The organism is Taklimakanibacter lacteus, assembly GCA_003576695.1.
Taxonomy (GTDB): domain Bacteria; phylum Pseudomonadota; class Alphaproteobacteria; order Rhizobiales; family Aestuariivirgaceae; genus Taklimakanibacter; species Taklimakanibacter lacteus.
Genome location: QOZQ01000001.1, coordinates 487,960 through 506,415, shown reverse-complemented (window position 1 = coordinate 506,415; position 18,456 = coordinate 487,960). Strand labels below are relative to the sequence as shown.

At 63.6% G+C, this 18,456-nt stretch carries 15 protein-coding genes; 13 read left to right on the top strand and 2 right to left on the bottom strand.

Annotation, left to right across the window (positions count from 1 at the left end; all coding sequences use genetic code 11):
• Positions 1-91 precede the first annotated feature (91 nt).
• The 6 genes from DT068_RS02335 to DT068_RS02310 all read left to right on the top strand — a co-directional run bounded on the left by DT068_RS02335 (position 92) and on the right by DT068_RS02310 (position 7,280).
• On the top strand, positions 92-2,497 hold the full coding sequence (locus DT068_RS02335; protein WP_119388143.1) for a xanthine dehydrogenase family protein molybdopterin-binding subunit: 2,406 nt from the start codon (positions 92-94) through the stop codon (positions 2,495-2,497).
• 231 nt (positions 2,498-2,728) lie between these two features.
• Positions 2,729-3,457: a LamB/YcsF family protein gene (locus DT068_RS02330; protein ID WP_368904370.1), complete on the top strand. Its 729-nt coding sequence runs from the start codon at positions 2,729-2,731 to the stop codon at positions 3,455-3,457.
• A gap of 17 nt (positions 3,458-3,474) precedes the next feature.
• Positions 3,475-3,711 (top strand): acetyl-CoA carboxylase, encoded by a 237-nt coding sequence (locus DT068_RS02325; protein WP_119388141.1) that lies wholly within the window; start codon positions 3,475-3,477, stop codon positions 3,709-3,711.
• Positions 3,712-3,907: 196 nt separating this feature from the next.
• Entirely contained in the window at positions 3,908-5,272 is a 1,365-nt protein-coding gene (locus DT068_RS02320; RefSeq protein ID WP_119388140.1) for an acetyl-CoA carboxylase biotin carboxylase subunit, read from the top strand.
• A gap of 174 nt (positions 5,273-5,446) precedes the next feature.
• Positions 5,447-6,319 (top strand): 5-oxoprolinase subunit B family protein, encoded by an 873-nt coding sequence (locus DT068_RS02315; protein WP_119388139.1) that lies wholly within the window; start codon positions 5,447-5,449, stop codon positions 6,317-6,319.
• Positions 6,312-7,280, top strand: a complete 969-nt coding sequence (locus tag DT068_RS02310; protein ID WP_119388138.1) for a 5-oxoprolinase subunit C family protein — start codon at positions 6,312-6,314, stop codon at positions 7,278-7,280. Before DT068_RS02315 ends, DT068_RS02310 begins: the two co-directional genes overlap by 8 nt.
• A 223-nt stretch (positions 7,281-7,503) precedes the next feature.
• On the opposite strand, the gene DT068_RS02305 is transcribed toward DT068_RS02310, so the two are convergent.
• Positions 7,504-8,472 carry an AraC-like ligand-binding domain-containing protein gene (locus DT068_RS02305; protein ID WP_119388137.1) on the bottom strand — a complete coding sequence of 323 codons (969 nt, stop codon included), beginning with the start codon at positions 8,470-8,472 and terminating at the stop codon, positions 7,504-7,506.
• A gap of 242 nt (positions 8,473-8,714) precedes the next feature.
• Here DT068_RS02305 and capB point away from each other — a divergent pair, with 242 nt between their 5' ends.
• From capB to DT068_RS02270, 7 genes are all read left to right on the top strand, one after another.
• Positions 8,715-10,472 carry a caprolactamase subunit beta gene (gene capB, locus DT068_RS02300; RefSeq protein WP_119388136.1) on the top strand — a complete coding sequence of 586 codons (1,758 nt, stop codon included), beginning with the start codon at positions 8,715-8,717 and terminating at the stop codon, positions 10,470-10,472.
• Positions 10,469-12,562, top strand: coding sequence for a caprolactamase subunit alpha (capA, locus tag DT068_RS02295; protein ID WP_119388135.1), 2,094 nt, complete (start codon positions 10,469-10,471; stop codon positions 12,560-12,562). Before capB ends, capA begins: the two co-directional genes overlap by 4 nt.
• The gene (locus DT068_RS02290; protein WP_119388134.1) at positions 12,559-13,302 is read left to right on the top strand and encodes an ABC transporter ATP-binding protein; all 744 of its coding nucleotides are present in this window, start codon (positions 12,559-12,561) and stop codon (positions 13,300-13,302) included. The genes capA and DT068_RS02290 overlap by 4 nt, the downstream gene beginning before the upstream one ends.
• Positions 13,299-14,021 (top strand): ABC transporter ATP-binding protein, encoded by a 723-nt coding sequence (locus DT068_RS02285; protein WP_119388133.1) that lies wholly within the window; start codon positions 13,299-13,301, stop codon positions 14,019-14,021. The genes DT068_RS02290 and DT068_RS02285 overlap by 4 nt, the downstream gene beginning before the upstream one ends.
• A gap of 256 nt (positions 14,022-14,277) precedes the next feature.
• On the top strand, positions 14,278-15,192 hold the full coding sequence (locus DT068_RS02280) for a branched-chain amino acid ABC transporter permease (protein WP_162913961.1): 915 nt from the start codon (positions 14,278-14,280) through the stop codon (positions 15,190-15,192).
• A complete protein-coding gene (locus tag DT068_RS02275) occupies positions 15,189-16,271 on the top strand; it encodes a branched-chain amino acid ABC transporter permease (RefSeq protein WP_119388132.1) in 1,083 nt (360 codons plus the stop codon). Before DT068_RS02280 ends, DT068_RS02275 begins: the two co-directional genes overlap by 4 nt.
• Before the next feature lie 45 nt (positions 16,272-16,316).
• Positions 16,317-17,558 carry an ABC transporter substrate-binding protein gene (locus DT068_RS02270; RefSeq protein ID WP_119388131.1) on the top strand — a complete coding sequence of 414 codons (1,242 nt, stop codon included), beginning with the start codon at positions 16,317-16,319 and terminating at the stop codon, positions 17,556-17,558.
• Between the two features lie 120 nt (positions 17,559-17,678).
• Here the strand turns inward: DT068_RS02270 and DT068_RS02265 are convergent, their stop codons facing one another.
• Positions 17,679-18,425, bottom strand: a complete 747-nt coding sequence (locus DT068_RS02265) for an MBL fold metallo-hydrolase (RefSeq protein WP_119388130.1) — start codon at positions 18,423-18,425, stop codon at positions 17,679-17,681.
• Between the last annotated feature and the right edge of the window lie 31 nt (positions 18,426-18,456).

Below are 18,456 nucleotides of genomic sequence, written 5' to 3'. Positions count from 1 at the left end.
GAATGGTCATCCAGGCGAAAGCCGATAGCGCCCTGTATGAGATAAACGGCGCATGCACCAGCCTTCAATGAGTGCGGCAGGGAGAGAAGACGTGAACAAGCCCGAAGGCGCGCTGATCGGCCAGCGGATCAGGCGCAAGGAAGACCTCCGTTTCATCACCGGCGAAGGCCGCTATGTCGACGATATCCGCCTGCCCTACATGGCCCATGCGACGGTGCTGCGCTCACCCCATGCCCATGCCCGCATCAAGTCGGTCAGGACGAAGCGCGCGGCTCGGATGCCGGGCGTGCTCGCCATCTATACGAGTGCCGATATGCAAGAAGCCGGGGTCGGCAATCTGCCCGTCGGCTGGATCGTGCCCCACACCAATGGCGGGCCGATGGCGCGCCCGCCCCATCCGGTGCTGGCGTCGGGCCGCGTGCGCCATGTCGGCGATCCGATCGCCTTCATCGTCGCCGAGACGCGCGCCGATGCGCTGGCCGCCATGAACCGGATCGATGTCGATTATGAGATGCTCAAACCCACCGTCGATCTCGAGACCTCGATCGAGACGGGAGCATCTCAAATCTGGGACGAGGCGCCGAACAATCTCTGCTATGACTGGGATGTCGGCGACAAGGCGGCGGTCGACAAGGCCTTCGCCGCGGCCCACCATGTCACCACCGTCAAGCTGATCAACAACCGCGTCCATGCCTCGCCGATGGAGACGCGCGGCGTGATCGGCCACTATGACCCCTCATCCGACCGCTACACGCTCTATACGTCGAACCAGAATCCGCATGTCATCCGCGTGCTTCTCGCCATCTCGACGCTGAAGATCTCAGAAGAGAAGATCAGGGTGGTGGCGCCCGATGTCGGCGGCGGCTTCGGCATGAAGATCTATCACTATGCCGAGGAGGTGCTTGCCGTCTTCGCCGCGCACAAGCTCAGGCGGCCGGTCAAATGGGTGGCCGAGCGTTCGGAAGCCTTCGTCTGCGATACGCATGCGCGCGATCATGTGACCACCGTGTCGCTGGCGCTCGATGCCGAAGGCGTGGTCAAGGGGCTCAAGGTCGATACCATCGCCAATATGGGCGCCTATCTCTCGACCTTCGCGCCGGCGATCCCCTCCTTCTTCTATGCCTATCCGATGCCGGGCCCCTACAAAGTGCGCGCCGTTCATGTGCGCACCCGCGCCGCCTTCACCAACACCATGCCGGTCGATGCCTATCGCGGCGCCGGCCGGCCCGAATGCACCTATGTGCTGGAGCGCGCCATGGATGCGGCGGCCCGCGAGATGGGCATCGACCGGATCGAGATGCGGCGGCGCAATCTCATCCCGGCCGAGGCCTTTCCCTACAAGACGCCGCTGCTGTGGACCTATGATGTGGGCGAGTTCCACAAATTGCTCGACAAGGCCTATGAGGTCGGCGGCTTCGCGACGCTTGCCGAGCGCAAGAAGAAAGCCCGCGCGCGCGGCAGGTATCTGGGCCTGGGCTTCGCCTTCTATATGGAAGCCTGCGGCATGGGCCCCTCCAAGCTTCTGGGCCGCGAGGGCTGTCTCGGCGGCCAGTATGAAGTGGGCCAGGTGCGCGTCAATCCGACCGGCACCGTGACGGTGCTCACCGGCAGCCACACCCATGGCCAGGGCCATGAGACGGTCTATGCCCAGATCGTCGCCGACACGCTGGGCGTCGATTTTTCGCAAGTGGAGATCGTGCATGGCGACACCGACCGCGTCGCCTATGGCATCGGCACCTATGGCTCGCGCTCGCTCGCCGTCGGCGGCTCGGCGATGAAGATGTCGCTCGACAAGGTGATCGAGAAGGGCAGCAAGATCGCCGCCCATTTGCTCGAAGCCGATGCACGCGACATCGAGTTCAAGCGCGGGCGCTTTACCGTCGCCGGCACCGACCGGACCAAAAGCTTCAAGGAGGTTGTCGCCGCCGCCTATAACCCGGTCGATTATCCGCTCGACAAGCTGGAGCCCGGGCTCGAGGAGACGACTTGGTTCGACCCGCCCGATTTCACCTTTCCCTATGGCTGCCATCTCTGCGAGATCGAGGTCGATCCCGAGACCGGCCGCATCGAGGTCAAGGCGCTGGCGGCGGTCGATGATTTCGGCAACCAGGTCAATCCGATGATCGTCGAGGGCCAGATCCATGGCGGCCTGGCGCAAGGCACCGGCCAGGCGCTGCTCGAGCATTGCGTCTTCGACAGAGAGACGGGCCAGCTCCTGTCCGGCTCCTTCATGGACTACGCCATGCCGCGCGCCGATGACCTGCCGGCGATGCGCATCGAGTCGGTGGTGACCCCTTGCCGCAACAATCCCCTGGGCGTGAAAGGCTGCGGCGAGGCCGGCGCCATTGCCGGGCCCGCGGCGCTGGTGAGCGCGGTGCTCGATGCGCTGGCGCCGCTGGGCGTTGCGGCAATCGACATGCCGGTGACGCCGGAGAAGGTCTGGCGGGCTATCCAGAGTGCACAGTCCATTCCCCTCCCCCTTGCGGGGAGGGGTTAGGGGTGGGGGTCGGGTGGTCTCACAGCACTTTATATTTCAGCGGAAAGACCACCCGACCCCCACCCCGCCGCTGCGCGTCGACCCTCCCCACAAGGGGAGGGTAAAACGCACCTATCTGTTTTTCAAATACACAGACGCAGATTTTCCGATTTTACAATATGGCTTGTGCAACGCAATATTTGGATGGACCACAAGCGCGGCACCAGACCGTGACAACCGGGAGGAGACAGGGTGACAGCCATAAACTGTGACATGGGAGAGGCGTTCGGCCTCTATAAGATGGGCGACGATGAGGGCCTGATGCCCTTGATCGACGTCGCCAATGTGGCCTGCGGCTTCCATGGCTCCGACTTCAACCATATGCGCAGCACCGTCGAGCTCGCCAAGCAGCATGGCGTCAAGGTGGGGGCGCATCCTTCGCTGCCCGACCTCCAGGGCTTCGGGCGCCGCGAGATGAAGATCTCGCGCGAGGAGCTGACCAATTGCCTGATCTACCAGATCGGCGCGCTGAAGGGCTTCCTTGCCGCCGCCAGCATGCCGCTCAACCACATCAAGCCGCATGGCTCGCTCTATGGCATGGCGGCGCGCATGGAGGACATCGCGCATGCCGTCTGCGATGCCGCCGACATCTTCAAGGTGCCGCTCTTCGGCATGGTCAACACGCTGCATGAAAAGGTCTACACGGCGCGCGGCCACACATTCATTCCCGAATTCTACGCCGATCTCGACTATCGCGACGATGGCAGCCTGATCATCACCCGCGAGCACGAGGCCAAGGATCCCGACGAGGCCGCCGCCAAATGCGTGCGCGCCATCAAGGAGAGCAAGGTGAAGAGCGTCGGCGGCAAGGACATCACGGTGGGCTCCGCCACCATCTGCATCCATTCCGACACGCCCAATGCCGTCGCCATCGCCGCCGCCGTGCGCAAGGCGGTGAGCCCCTATCTCGATGCCGCCTGATCAACGAAAGAACGACCATGCCCAAAGAGCTTCTCTCACCCCTTCCCGGAACCTTCTATCGCCGGCCCGCCCCCGACAAGCCCGCATATAAGAATGAGGGCGACGAGGTGGCAATCGGCGATGTCATCGGCCTTATCGAGGTGATGAAGTCCTTCAACGAGGTGAAGGCCGAGACCGCCGGCAAGATCGTGAAATTCCTCGCCGACAATGAGGAGCCGGTGATGGCCGGCCAGCCGCTGGCGGAAATCGCGTGATGATGAATCGCTCTCCCCTCGCCATGTTACCTTCTCCCCGCTTCAGCGGGGAGAAGGAGGGGACCCATTGCGGAGCAATGGGGAGGATGAGGGGCCTGGTGCAGAACTTAAACAGACCCCTCACCCCTCCCGCCGCTTCGCGGCGGGTCCCTACCCTCTCCCCGCTGAAGCGGGGCGAGGGTGTCAGGTCTCTCGCATGCTGAAGTCCCTCTTCATCGCCAATCGGGGCGAGATCGCGGTGCGCATCATCAGGGCGGCGCGGGAATTGGGGATCCGCGCCATCCAGGCGCACAGCGCCGCCGATGCCACATCGCTGGCCGTCAGGATGGCGGATGAGGCGGTCGATATCGGCCCGCCGCATGCGGCGAAGTCCTATCTCAACATTCAGGCCATCATCGATGCCGCCAGGGCGGCCAAGGCCGATGCCATCCATCCGGGCTATGGCTTCCTGGCCGAGAATGCCGCTTTTGCCGATGCCGTCGTTGCCGCCGGCATGATCTTCGTCGGCCCGAGCGGAGATGCCATCCGCACCATGGGCGACAAGGTCTCCGCCCGCAGCGCCGCCGAGAAGGCGGGCGTGCCCGTCGTGCCGGGCTCGGGCGGGCGCATCGCCGACCTGAGCGAGGCGGCGCAGATCGCCGAACGCATCGGCTTTCCGATCATGATCAAGGCCGCGGCCGGGGGTGGCGGACGCGGCATCCGCATTGCGAATACGCGTGAGGAATTCGAGCAATTCCTGCCGCAAGCGCAGGCGGAAGCCCAGGCGGCTTTTGGCGATGGCGGTCTCTATATAGAGAAAGTCATCGCCAGAGCCCGCCATATAGAAGTGCAGGTGCTGGGCGACGGCGAGCGCGCTATCCATTGCTTCGAGCGTGAATGCTCGCTGCAGCGCCGCCGCCAGAAATTATGGGAAGAGGCCCCCTCGCCCGCGCTGCCTGAGGAGGTGCGCCGGAAGCTCTGCGCCTCTGCCGTGGCGCTGGCCGAAGCGGTCCACTACAAGGGCGCCGGCACCATCGAATATCTCTATGACGATGAAAGCCACGACTTCTATTTCATCGAGATGAACACCCGCATCCAGGTCGAGCATCCGGTGACCGAATTCATCACCGGCCTCGACCTCGTGCGCGAGATGATCCTGATCGCCGGCGGCGCCAGGCTGCGCCACCAGCAGAAGGACATAAGGCGCCAGGGCCATGCGATCGAAGTGCGCATCAATGCCGAGGACCCGGCGAAGAACTTCATGCCCTTCCCGGGATCGGTCTCGGGGCTGCGCGTGCCCGGCGGCCCCGGCACGCGTTTCGACACCATGCTCTATGACGGCTATCAGGTGCCGCCCTTCTATGACTCGCTTCTCGGCAAGCTCATCGTCTGGGACGAAACCCGCGAACAGGCGATCGCGCGCATGAAGCGCGCTTTGCATGAGCTCGATATTGGCGGCCTCAAGACGACGAAGCCCTTGCATCTGCTCCTTGCCGAGGACGGCGAGGTGCGCAAGGGGCAATTCCATACACGCTGGCTGGAGCCCTGGCTTGAAGCCAACGCGACGAGATTGAGCCAATGACGGACGCACTCACCACGACCGTCATCCCGGCGAAAGCCGGGATCCATTCAATGGACGCAATCCGGGCGGCGCGGCGTGCTCTGATGGAATTTAAGGGATCCCGGCTTTCGCCGGGATGACGGAAAATGTTTGGCTTTCGCCAGGATGACAAAAAATGAGGGAGGTGGCGCGTCCATGAAGACCCGGTATTCCTATGGCGGCGACGAGCATATCTTCGTCGAGATGGACGAGGAGATGTCGCTCGAGGCCTTCTTCAAGGCCCTGTTCATCACCAATGCGGTGCGGGACGCCAAGATCAAGGGCGTCACTGAGATCTGCCCGGCCAATGCCTCGATGCAGATCAAGTTCGATCCCGATGTGATCAAGCCCGCCGACATGCTGGCTGAGCTGAAGAAGCTCGAAAATGTCGCCGAGAAGGCCGAGCCCGTCATCAAGACGCGCATCATCGAGATCCCGGTCTATTACAACGATCCCTGGACGCATGAGACGCTGATGCGCTTCCGCGAGCGCCACCAGGATCCGAAATCGACCGACATCGAATATGCGGCGCGCATCAACAATCTCGATGGGCCGGACGGCTTCATCAAGGCGCATTCGAGCTCGCCCTGGTTCGTCTCCATGGTGGGCTTCGTCGCCGGCCTTCCCTTCCTCTATCAGATGGTTGAGCGCAAGCGCCAGATCGAGGCGCCCAAATATCTGCGACCGCGCACCGACACGCCGAAGCTCACCGTCGGCCATGGCGGCTGCTTTGGCTGCATCTATTCGGTGAGGGGTGCCGGCGGCTATCAGATGTTCGGCATCACGCCGATGCCGATCTACGATCCCAACCAGAAGATCAGTTACCTGCGCGACTTCATGTGCCTGTTCAAGCCGGGCGACATCGTCAAATGGAAGCCGATCGACCGCACCCAGTATGATGCGACGGTGGCCGATGTCGACGCGGGCAAGTTCACGCCGCTGATGAAGAACGTCACTTTCTCGCTGGACGAGTTCCACAAGGATATCGACGCCTGCAACCGCAAGCTCAATGAGGTGCTCCATGGTTAAGGTGTTGAAGCCCGGACTCTCCACCACCGTGCAGGATCTGGGCCGGCCCGGCTATTACAATATCGGCATCCCGCTCTCGGGCGGCATGGACCGGCTGGCGACGCGCGCCGCCAACATGCTGGTCGGCAATGACGAAGGGGCGGCCGTCCTTGAAGCGGTGTTCATGGGGCCTGAGCTCGAATTCACCGCTGATGCAATGGTTGCCGTCACCGGCGCCGAGTTGCCGCCGAAAGTCGACGGCGCCGCGCGCGAGACCTGGACGTCCTTCGCGGTGAAGAAGGGCCAGGTGCTTTCTTTCGAGTTTCTCAAGAAGGGTGCCCGCGCCTATATCGCCATCTCGGGCGGCATCGACGTGCCGGTGGTGCTCGGCTCACGTTCGACCTATACGCTGGGCGCGCTCGGCGGCTTCAAGGGAAGGAAGCTCGAAGCCGGCGATGAATTGCCGGTGGGCTCGGGCAAGAGCGTGAAGGAAGGCCGCAGCATTCCGGCCAATCTCAGGCGCGTGAACGGCAATCCGGCCGAGCTGCGCATGGTGCCCGGCCTCTACTGGCACCGCATCACCGAGACCGCCGGCAAGCACTTCTTCGAGGACATCTGGAAAGTGGCGCCGGAAGCCGACCGCATCGGCTATCGCTTCAAGGGCGGGCGGCCGCTCGAATTCGTGCCGCGCACGCCTCCTTTCGGCGCCGGCTCCGATCCCTCCAACATCGTCGATGCCTGCTATCCTTACGGCTCGATCCAGGTGCCGGGCGGCACCGAGCCGATCGTGCTGCATCGCGATGCGGTGTCGGGCGGCGGCTATTTCATGGTCGGCACCGTGATCTCGGCCGACATGGATCTGATCGGCCAGTTGCAGCCACATACGCCGGCGAGATTCGTGAGCGTCGATCTCGAGGGAGCTCTGAAAGCGCGCGAAGAGCGCGAAGCACATCTTCACAAGGTCAGGGCATCATTGTCCTGATCAGGCGAGGCAGAAGACCGGTTATATGCGAAATCATCGCACTGCCCACCACCTCCGTCACCCCGGCGAAAGCCGGGGCCCATTAAGTTATTTCCATCTGAGCAGGGCTTCCCGCGCTGCCCTTATTCAGGGGGTCCCGGCTTTCGCCGGGATGACGGATGATGGGAGAGTACGAAACCGTCAGTGGTCATCTTCGCCACTGACTCATATTCCTACGAAAAGGCTAAGCGTCGAGGCGCGTTGTGCGGCGGGCCTCGTCGCGGAACTCTTTGGGCGACATGCCGTAACGAGCCTTGAACGCGCGCGAGAACTGAGCCTGGTCGCCGAAGCCCCAGTGATAGGCGATCTCGCCGACGCTGCGGGTGATGCTGCGGTCGCCGAGCGCGGCGCGGCAGGCATCGAGCCTCTGGTCGCGGATCCAGGCGCCGAGCGTCTGGTTGGTGTCGCGGAAGAGCTCGTGCAGATAGCGGATCGAAATGCCGCAATTGCGCGCGATGAGATCGGGATCGAGCGCCGGGTTGCGCAGGTTGTTGCGCACGAAGGCCTCGATGCGGGTGAGATGCGCCGCCCGCATGGTCGAGCTGCCGGAAGTGAGCGTGCGCTCATCGGCCTTGAGCGCCAGGACCAGGAGGTCGATGAGCTGCTGGCCCACCATCTGGCGCATTTCGCTGTTCATCTCCTCGAAGCGGTCCGGGATCAGATGCAGCATGTCGGCGAAGAAGCCGCCGGCGCCATTGGCGGCGTCGAACTGCAGCGAGCAGAACCGGTCGGGACCGCGGATGCGCCCCGAAAGCGCCTTGGCCTCGACCTTCATGACCCAGAGATCGGCCGCCTCGTCATGGCTGAATTCGTAGGGCTCGTGGCTGCGCTCGAGGATGAAGCTGCCCGGCGCGCAATGGACGTCCTTGCCGCATTGCGAGAAGAAGATCTCGGTGCGCGCCGGGACCGTCACCAGGAAATGCTCGTCGCGCTCCTGGCGGAAATGATGCGGCAGGCGGCGGTAGCGCAGCGCCTCGGAGGTCAGGCGCGACAGGGAAACCCCGCCCAGATGCCAGTCGGTGATCTCGCCCGAGAAGCGGTCGGGCTCGCGGAAGGCGAGGTCGAGCGGGAAATAGGCCCGGGCGATGGTCTCATGCCAGTGCCGGCTGCGGTCATTGGCCGCCACGGCGTTGGTCGAAATGCGCGTTTTCATGACCTGCTCCGCATGCGGAAAATGTTACGGCGGCGCGGGCCCGGGCGCAATGGAAACCGCAGCCTGTGCGCGGGAAATCAAAACCGGATTCACCCGCAGCAAAGACTTGGGGCGCGATCGGACTTAAGCCTCACCCTTAGCAATGGTGCGAAAGACGCCATGCCGAGGGAGGGAAAGCAGCCGCCGGCCAGCAGCGGCATATTTTTGGCTTTCGGCATGGTCGAGCGACGAGCGAGGACCACATGAAGCCGAAGCGCAAACCCAAAGTCGATCCGATCACTCTCTCCGTCGTGCGCGGCGTGCTCGAGACGACGCAGCGCGAGATGACGCTGACCCTCGAAAAGACCGCCCGCTCGTCGGTCTTCAACCTGGCGCATGATTATTCGACGGCGCTGTTCAACGCGCGCCCCGAGATGATCCTGCAGGGCCAGGATATCCCCATCCATCTGGGCTCCCTCATCCCCGCCATGAAGGCGGTCGCCCGATATTTCGGCGACGACATCCACGACGGCGATCTCATCCTGCATAACGATCCCGCCTTCGGCGGCAGCCATGCCATCGACACCTGCATGTACAAGCCGGTCTTCCACAAGGGCAAGCTCGTCTACTGGACCGTATGCAAGGGCCATCTGACCGATATCGGCGGCCCGGTGCCGGCCGGCTACAATCCCAATGCCAAGGAGATCTATGCCGAGTGCCTGCGCATCCCACCGGTGAAGATCTGGGACAAGGGCAAGCCGCGCCACGATGTCCTCAACATGATCCTGACCAATATGCGGGCAAGGCGCGACCAGGAAGGCGACTTCAACGCGCTCATTGGCGCCTGCCAGGTGGGCGAGCGCAACCTGCTCGCCATGATAGACAAATATGGCGCTTCGACCGTCGATGCCTGCATCGATGAATTGCTCGACATGGCCGACCGCCATATGCGCTCGCTCATCAAGTCGGTGCCGGACGGCACCTATAGCGGCACCGCCATCCTCGAGGATGCCGGCCACGGCCTCGGCGATTTCGAGATCACAGCGACGGTGACGATCAAGAGCGACACCTGCCACATCGCGATAAAGAGCCCGCCGCAGGTTCCCTATTTCATCAATTCCTATGAGGGCAATTCACATTCGGGCGTCTATCTGGGCCTGATGATGTTCGCGGCTTTGCCGCCGCCCTACAATGAAGGCCTCTATCGCTGCGTTACGGTCGATTTCGGGCCGAAAGGAACGCTGTGCAACGCGGTCGAGCCGGCGCCGCATATGAACTGCACGACGACGCCGATGGAGACGCTGACCGATGCGGTGAGGCTCGCCTTCGAGAAGGCGATGCCGTCCAAGGTCGCCGCCTCCTGGGGCCATGCCAATGGCCTCAACATCGCCGGGCGCAACGGCAAGAGCGGCGAGGAATTCGTCACCATGGTGCTCGCCACCATCATCTCCGGCGGCGGCGCCACGCCCAAGCAGGATGGCTGGCATGCGGTCGGTCCCGAATGCTGCTTCGGCGCGCTCACCTCGGGCGATGTCGAGCTGCTCGAATATTCCTATCCGATCGTCATCCACCGCTATTCGCTGATGACCGACTCCGGCGGTGCGGGCAAATATCGCGGCGGCTCCGGCACGGCCTGGGAGGTCGAGCCGCTCTACAAGGACATGATGTGCATCGGCTTCGGCGAAGGCCGGCGCATCCCGGCCATGGGGGCCGCGGGCGCCAAGTCCGAGCTCATCGACACCAAGGTCGGCCGCGTCGAGCTCAAGCGCAAAGGCCGTGTCGATGTCGAGCGCAAGAACATCCTCGAGACCATCCAGCCGGGCGAGACCATCACCAATATGAATCCGGGCGGCGGCGGCTACGGCAACCCGCATGAACGACCGGTCGACAAGGTCTTATGGGACGTGAAGAACGGCCTCGTCTCGCTCGAAGGGGCGCGCCTCGATTATGGCGTCGTCATCACCGATGGCGGGACGGTCGATCAGGATGCCACCCGCACTCTGCGCGGAGGTGCCCAATGACCGCGCAATATCGTCTCGGCATCGATGCCGGCGGCACTTTCACCGATTTCGTCATCGCCGACCGCAAATCGGGCGATATCAGGCTGTTCAAGGCGCTCTCGACGCCCGCCAATCCGACCCGCGCCATCGAGAACGGCCTCGCTCTGATCGCCGAGCATCTGGGCCGCGCGCCTTCCGACATCGTCGCCAATTGCGATCTCTGCATCAACGGTACGACGGTGGGCCTCAACGCCCTCATCACCCATAAGGGCGGCAAGACCGGCCTCATCTGCACCGCGGGCCATGAGGATTCGATCGAGATCCGCAATGGCCACAAGGAAGACGGCTATCGCTACGACCCCGAATATCCCGCCGCCACCATGCTGGTGCCGCGCTATCTGCGCAAAGGGGTTCGCGAAAGGGTGCTCGCCGACGGGTCGATCCGCACCGCGATCGTCGAACAGGACGTGAGCGACGCCTGCGCGCTGTTCCTGAAGGAAGGCGTCGAGACGGTCGCCATCTCCTTCGTCTGGTCGGTGCTCAATACGGCGCATGAGAAGCGCGCCGCCGAGATCGTGCGCGAGATGATGCCGGGCGTGATCCTCACCGTGGGCTCGGAGCTCTATCCGCAGGTGCGCGAATATACCCGCACCTCGACCGCGGTGGCGAATGCCTATCTGGCGCCCGTCATGCGCAAATATGTGGGCGCGGTCGACCAGTATTTCCGGAAGCTGGGCGCGCAGCAGCCGGTGCGCTATTTCCAGTCCAATGGCGGCCTCGCCATCGGCCAGGTCATGACCGACCGTTCTGTCTATGCGATCAATTCAGGCCCGGCCTCGGCGCCCCAGGCAGGGCTTTATGTCTGCGCCCCCTTCAAGAAGAAGAATGTCATCACCGTCGATATGGGCGGCACCTCCTTCGACATCACGCTGACCAAGGACGGCCAGACCAATCTCAACAAGAATATCGACTTCCTGCGCTACCGCATCGGCGTGCCGATGATCCAGGTGGAGACTCTGGGAGCCGGCGGCGGCTCGATCGGCTGGATCGATTCGCTTGGCCTGCTCCAGGTCGGTCCGCAATCGGCGGGCGCCGATCCGGGTCCCGCCTGCTATGGCCAGGGCGGTGTCGAGCCTACGACATCGGACGCCAATCTGGTGCTGGGCTATCTCAATCCCGATGGCCTGCTGGGCGGCAAGCTGCCGCTCAGTGTCGAGAAGGCGCGCGCGGCGCTCACCCGCATTGCCGGCCCCCTCGGCATCACGCCGGAACAGGCGGCCTATGGCATGTTCACCATCGTCAACAACAACATGGTGAACGGCATCCGCCGCGTCTCGGTCGAGCGCGGCTATGATCCGCGCGATTTCGTGCTCGTCGGCGCGGGCGGCGCCACGGCCGCGCATATCACTGCACTGGCGCGCGAGATGGGCATCGATACGATCGTGCTGCCGAAGCTCGCTTCCGGCCTCTGCGCCTTCGGCCAGACGATCTCCGACGTCAAATACAATTACATGGCGACGGCGCCGGTGCGCCTCGACAATGACGCCGCCTATAAGCGCATCGACACGCTGTTCAAGGACGTCGAGCGCAAGGGCATCGCGCATCTCGAAAAGGACGGCTTCACCAGGAAGAGCATCGGCGTGAAGCGCAGCCTCGACATGCGCTATGTCGGCCAGGTGCATGAATGCACCGTCGACATCGCCACCTTCGACATCGACGCCAAGTCGATCGCCAAGGTGAAGGAAGCCTTCCATCGCCGCCATGAGGAGCTCTACACCTATTCCGAGCGCCACAATCCGGTGGAGGTCGTCAATATCGAATCGACCCTCTATGGCTATATCGACAAGCCGCGCCTGCCCAAGCTCGGCAAGGGAACACCTGTCGCCAAAGCGCTCAAAGGCCAGCGCAAGGCGATCTTCGACGCCAAGGGCAAAGGCACCAAGACGCCTGTCTATGACGGAGCGAAGCTCGGCGCCGGCGCCACGATCAAGGGGCCTGCCATCATCGAGGAGGTGACGACCACCATTGTCATCGAGCCGGGCTGGACGGCGAAGCTCGATGCCTCGGGCTCCTATATAATAAAGTCCAACCGGAAGATCGGAGGAAGATGAGCACCGCCCTCAGCGCGCAACATGTCTCGGTGTCCTTTGACGGCCTGAAGGCGCTGGCGAATGTCGTGCTCGACATTCCGCCCCAACGCGTCACTGGCTTGATCGGCCCCAATGGCGCCGGCAAGACGACACTGGTCAATGTGCTGACCGGCTTCCAGGCGCCGGATGAGGGCCAGGTCTTCCTCGACGGCCAGCCGATCGGCGGCATCACCTCGCACAGGCTGCGCCGGCTCGGCATCGCCCGCACCTTCCAGTCCGGGCGACTGTTCGGCGAGTTGCCGGTCATCGACAATCTGGAAGTGACGGGCGTCGGGCTCGGCCTGTCGCGCCGCGAATCTCAAGCCAGGGCCGAAGCGATGCTCGACTGGATCGGCATTGGGGCGCTCGCCGACCGCGCCGCCGGCGGCCTTCCCTATACGGACGAGCGCCGCGTCGCCATCGGCCGCGCTTTGATGATGGAGCCCAAATATCTCCTTCTCGATGAGCCGGCCGCCGGCATGTCGGCCGAGGAAGCCGATGATCTCATCACCCTCATCCGCCGCATCGTCGCCGAGATGAAATGCGGCGTGCTGCTGATCGAGCACAATATCGGCCTCGTCCTCAATATCTGCGACCACATCCATGTGCTGGATTCGGGCGAGATCATCGAGGACGGGGCGCCGGCCGCGATCAAGGCGAGCGAGAAGGTGCGCCATGCCTATATGGGCACGCAGGCCGAAGCCGGAGGTGTCGTGCTATGACCATCCTCTCCGTCGACGGCATCACGGTGCGCTATGGCCGCCTGACCGCGCTCCGCCAGGCCTCGCTCAAGGTGGATGAAGGCGAGACGCTCTTCATCACCGGGCCGAATGGCGCCGGCAAATCGACCTTGCTCAAGGCGATCGCCGGCGTCGTGCCGGTGGCCGAAGGCGCGATCACGCTCGACGGCAAGGTGATTTCGGGTGGAAGTCCCGAGGACACCGCACGCCTCGGCTTCTCCATGGTGCCCGAGGGCCGCCATGTCTTCGGCTCGCTCACCATCGAGGAGAATCTGATGCTGGGCGCCGGCATGCGGAAAGACCGGGCGCGGGCCGGGGATGATCTCGCCGCCGTCTATGAAGTGTTCCCGATGCTGAAGGAGCGCCGGGACAAGCCGGCTGGTGTGTTGTCGGGCGGCCAGCAGCAGATGCTGGTGATTGGCCGCGCCTTGATGACCGGGCCGCGCCTCATCGCCATCGACGAGCCCTCGCTCGGCCTCGCGCCCAAGGTGATCGACCAGGTCTACGAGACGTTGCTCGAGCTGAGGGACAAGCGCGGTTTGACCCTGGTCATCGTCGAGCAGAGCTCGACCCGCGCCATGATGACGGGCGGGCGCATGCTGCTCCTGCGCTCGGGCGAGATCGTGCTGGAAGGCGATGCCCGAAGCCTGGCGCGCGGCGACACGCTGAAGAAGGCTTATTTCGGATATGGGGAGCATTGATGAAGCGGATACCGCCCTTCGCCGCCTTACCCTCGCCCCGCTTCAGCGGGGAGAGGGAGGGACCCATTGCGAAGCAATGGGAGGGTGAGGGGCTTGCGCGGAGTTGGACTCGAATCTTAGATCAAGCAAGGAACACAGCACCGCGCCGCCCATTGCCCCTCACCCTTCCCACCGCTTCGCGGCGGGCCCCTACCCTCTCCCCGCTGCGCTTCGCTTGCAGGGCGAGGGTGAAGAGCTCGCGGTCTAAGGTACCCGGATGACCGCCATCCTCCAGATCATCTTCGATGCGCTGAGCCTCGGCAGCCTCTATGCCATTGGCGCGCTCGGCATCGCGCTCATTTTCGGCGTCATGCGGCTGGTCAACTTCGCCCATGGCGACTACATCTCCTTCTGCGTCTTCGCCATGCTGTGGCCGTCGATCGACGCGGCAGCCGTGGTCTTCGCCGGCAACCTGCCGACCTTCATCCTGATTCCGCTCATCCTCGCCATCGGCGCCGGGCTTTCCGTTCTTTCCGAGATCCTCGTCTTCCGCCGCTTCCGTAACGCCAATCCGGCCACGATGATGATCGCCTCCTTCGCGCTCGGCTTCGTGCTCAAGCACTTCCTGCTCATGCTGTTCTCCAGCCGGCCGAAGTCGATCGACCTGTGGTCCAATCTGAGCCTGCCGGTCGAGGTCGCCGGCGCCCGCATCCCGCTGCTGCAGGTCATCACCATTGTCATCACCATCCTGATCCTTCTCGGCCTCACCGCCTTCCTGAAGCGTACCCGCTTCGGCCTGGAAATGCGCGCCGCCGCCGAGAACTTCACCATGGCGCGCATGCTCGGCGTCAAGGCGAACCGCGTCATCATGCTGGCCTTCGCCATATCGGGCATGCTTGCCGCCGCCATCGGCCTCATCCTCGCCACCCAATCGGGCACCGCCGACATCCAGATGGGCGTCTCGGTCATGCTGGTCGCCTTCATCGCCACCGTGATCGGCGGATTGGGCAGTCTGCCGGGTGCGGTGATCGCAGGCTTTCTCATCGGCGGCGTCAGCGTCCTGATGCAGGTCATCCTGCCGCTCGATGCCCGCCCCTTCCGCGACGCCTTCGTCTATGGCGCGGTGATCGCCTGCCTCATCTGGCGGCCGCAAGGCCTGTTCGCTCCCAAATCGGCAAAGCAGAGAGTATGACCGTGACCCAGCGCAGCTCTCTCCTCGTCCGCACCATCTCGACCCCGATCATCCTGATCGTGATCCTGATCCTGATCGCGGTCATCGCCAAGCTCGTGGGCTCCGGCCCCTTCAGCCGCACCGTCGTCGAGATGTTCATCCGCGTGATGCTGGTGGCCGGCCTCTATATCTTCGTCGGCAATTCCGGCGTCATCAGCTTCGGCCATATCGGCTTCATGTGCATCGGCGCCTATGCCGCCGCCTGGTTCACCATCCCGCCGGCGATGAAGGCTGTTACCCTCCAGGGCCTCCCCGACTTCCTGGCCCAGGCGCAACTGCCGATCTTCCTCTCGGCCGCTTTGGCCGGCCTCCTCGCCGCCATCTTCGCACTTGTCGTCGGGCGCATCATGATGCGCCTCGCCGGCATCGCCGCCTCGATCGCCACCTTCGCCATGCTGGCCGTGATCAATGTCGTCTATTCCAACTGGGATTCGGTGACCGGGGGCACCGGCTCGATCGTCGGCATCCCCTTCTATACCGGGATATGGACGGCGCTGGGCGGCGCCATCCTGGTCGTCATCATCGCCTATCTCTATCAGATCTCGCGCTCAGGGCTCGCCCTGCGCGCCGGCCGCGACGAGGCGACGGCGGCGGCCGCTTCCGGCATCGACATCGTGCGCGAAAGGCTCATCGCCTTCGTCATCTCGGCCTTCACCATCGGCGTCGCCGGCGCGCTCTACGGGCACTTCCTCGGCGTGGTCAATCCCGATGCCTTCTATCTGGGCCTCACCTTCATCACCTTGTCGATGCTGGTGGTCGGCGGCATGAACAGCCTGTCGGGCGCCGTCATCGGCGTCATCGTGATCTCGACCATCATCCAGATCCTGCGCTGGCTCGAGAAGGGCATCGACCTTGGCGGCGCCACCTTATCCATCCCCAACGGCCTGCAGGAGATCACCATCGGCCTGGTGATGATCATCATCTTGATGTTCAGGCCGGCCGGGCTGACGCGCGGCCGCGAGATCGTCTGGCGTTTCGGGCCTTGGGCGAGCAAGCCGTCGACGGCGGGCGAAGTGGCCGTTTCGAAGAATGGGGCATGATCGAGTCTACTGGACGTGCGTTGAGAAATCATAAGGAGGAGACACATGAGTAAGTTGAAGACCACATTGTTTGGCGCGAATCCTCTTCGGCGAAGCTTCACTTCGCCGGGACGCGCGCTGGGATTGGCGGCCGCTCTTGGCGCGCTGATCGCGTCAGGTCCGGCACTGGCCGACGACATTGTCGTCGGTTTCGCCACGGCCGAATCGGGCTTCATGCAGGCCTATGACAAGCCGGCGCAGGATGCGGCCATGATCCGCATCGATGAGATCAACAAGGCGGGCGGCTTGCTCGGCAAGCAGATCAAGGTCGTCACCGCCGACACCAAGACCGACCGCGCCGAAGGTGCGAAGGCCGGTCTCGAGGTGCTCGACAAGGGAGCCGAGCTCGTCATCGTGTCCTGCGACTACGATTTCGGCTCGCCGGCGGCGCTGGCCGCCGAAGCCGCGGGCAAGGTTTCGTTCTTCCTGTGCGCCGAGTCGATCAAGGCCGGCATACCGGGCGTCGGGCCGCATTCCTTCTCGGCCTCGGTGCTCGCGGCCGTGCAGGGCGCCACCATGGCGGAATGGGCCTACAACAAGCGCAATGCGCGCAACTTCTATCGTCTGCTCGACACCTGGACGGTCTACAACAAGGGCATCTGCGACGGCTTCGACTGGCAGCTGCCCAAGCTGAAGGACGCCAAGCTCGTCGGCAGCGACACCTTCAAGAACGAGGACGCCTCGATCGCCACCCAGATCAGCCGCATCAAGGCGCTGCCGCAGGAGCCCGACGCGATCATGCTGTGCACCATGATGCCGGGCGCCGTTTCGGCCGTGAAGCAGATCCGCGCCGCCGGCATCAAGGCGCCGATCCTCAACGGCTCGGGCATGGACGGCAGCTACTGGCTGTCGGCGGTGCCCGATCTCTCCGACTTCATCGTGCCGGTGCAGGGCTCGATCTATGGCGATGACCCCAATCCGGCCGTCAACGAGTTCAACAAGAAGTACAAGGAAGTGACCGGCGGCGATCCGTCGAGCCAGTATGTCTATCCGGGCTATGTGCTCATCGATGTGTGGGCCAAGGCGGTGGAACGGGCGAAGTCGACCGATGCCGACGCCGTGGTGGCGGAGCTCGAGAAGATGAAGGATGAGTCGACCTTGTTCGGTCCGCGCACCTTCACCAGCGAGATCCATCACCAGAACAAGGGCCGCTATCTCATCGTCGAGACGATGGGCGGCAAGCCCAAGGTCATCGATGAATGGACGATCAGCGAAGCCATCCCGGTGGCGGACCTGCTGAAGCAGTAAGCTTCCTCATTCTTGAGGGAAGGCCGGGATCTCTGTGGGGATTCCGGCCTTTTTCACTCGGAGACCTGAGTCTCCGTCCCGCCTGAACGATCGGGCGCGCCACCCAGGCGAGGCAGTCGATCAGAGCGTTAGCATCTCGCCATCATCGGGAATGATGAGACGCTCGCTGGCGATCTTGCGGGCATCCGCTTCACGCCTGAGGTCGGCGCGCGTCGTCGTCGCGTGATCGAGCGCTTCCATATGGACGGCGACGATGCGCGATTTTGGCGCAAGCTCGGCGGTGGCGATAGTCTGCTCGGCATCCATTACGATGAGATCGCCGTCCCATTTGGCGCCGCAGGAATGGGTGACGATGATATCGGGCTTCGTCTCCGCGATGGTCTTGACGACCGGCGGATAGAGCACCGTGTCGCCCGCCCAATAGACCTTGGGCTCGCCTTGCGCCGCCAGCGTGAAGCCCATGACCGAGCCCATCTTCTTGACCACCGGCCCTACGCCGTGACTGCCCTCATGGCGGGTGAAGACCAGCCCGTTCCAGTCGAAGACATCGAGCAAGGGCCTGACATCGGTGAAACCGGCGGCGAGGATCGTGGCCTCATCGCCCGGCCGGCAGATGAGCGGCAGATGCTTCGGCACCACCTCCTTGGCGACCTTGTCGAAATGATCGGAGTGAAGATGCGAGACCACCACCAGCTCGACGCCGGCGAGGATGCTCTCGATGCTCGCCGGCAGGTCGACCATCGGATTGGGCGAGCGCCCGGTATAGGACGGCAGGCTGTGCTTCGGCGCCAGATAGGGATCGATGAGGATCGTCCTGCCGGCATAGTCGAGCTTGAGCGTCGCATTGCGGAAGAGCTGCAGCTTCATGTCATCTCCTGGATCGACACCATGTTAGGTT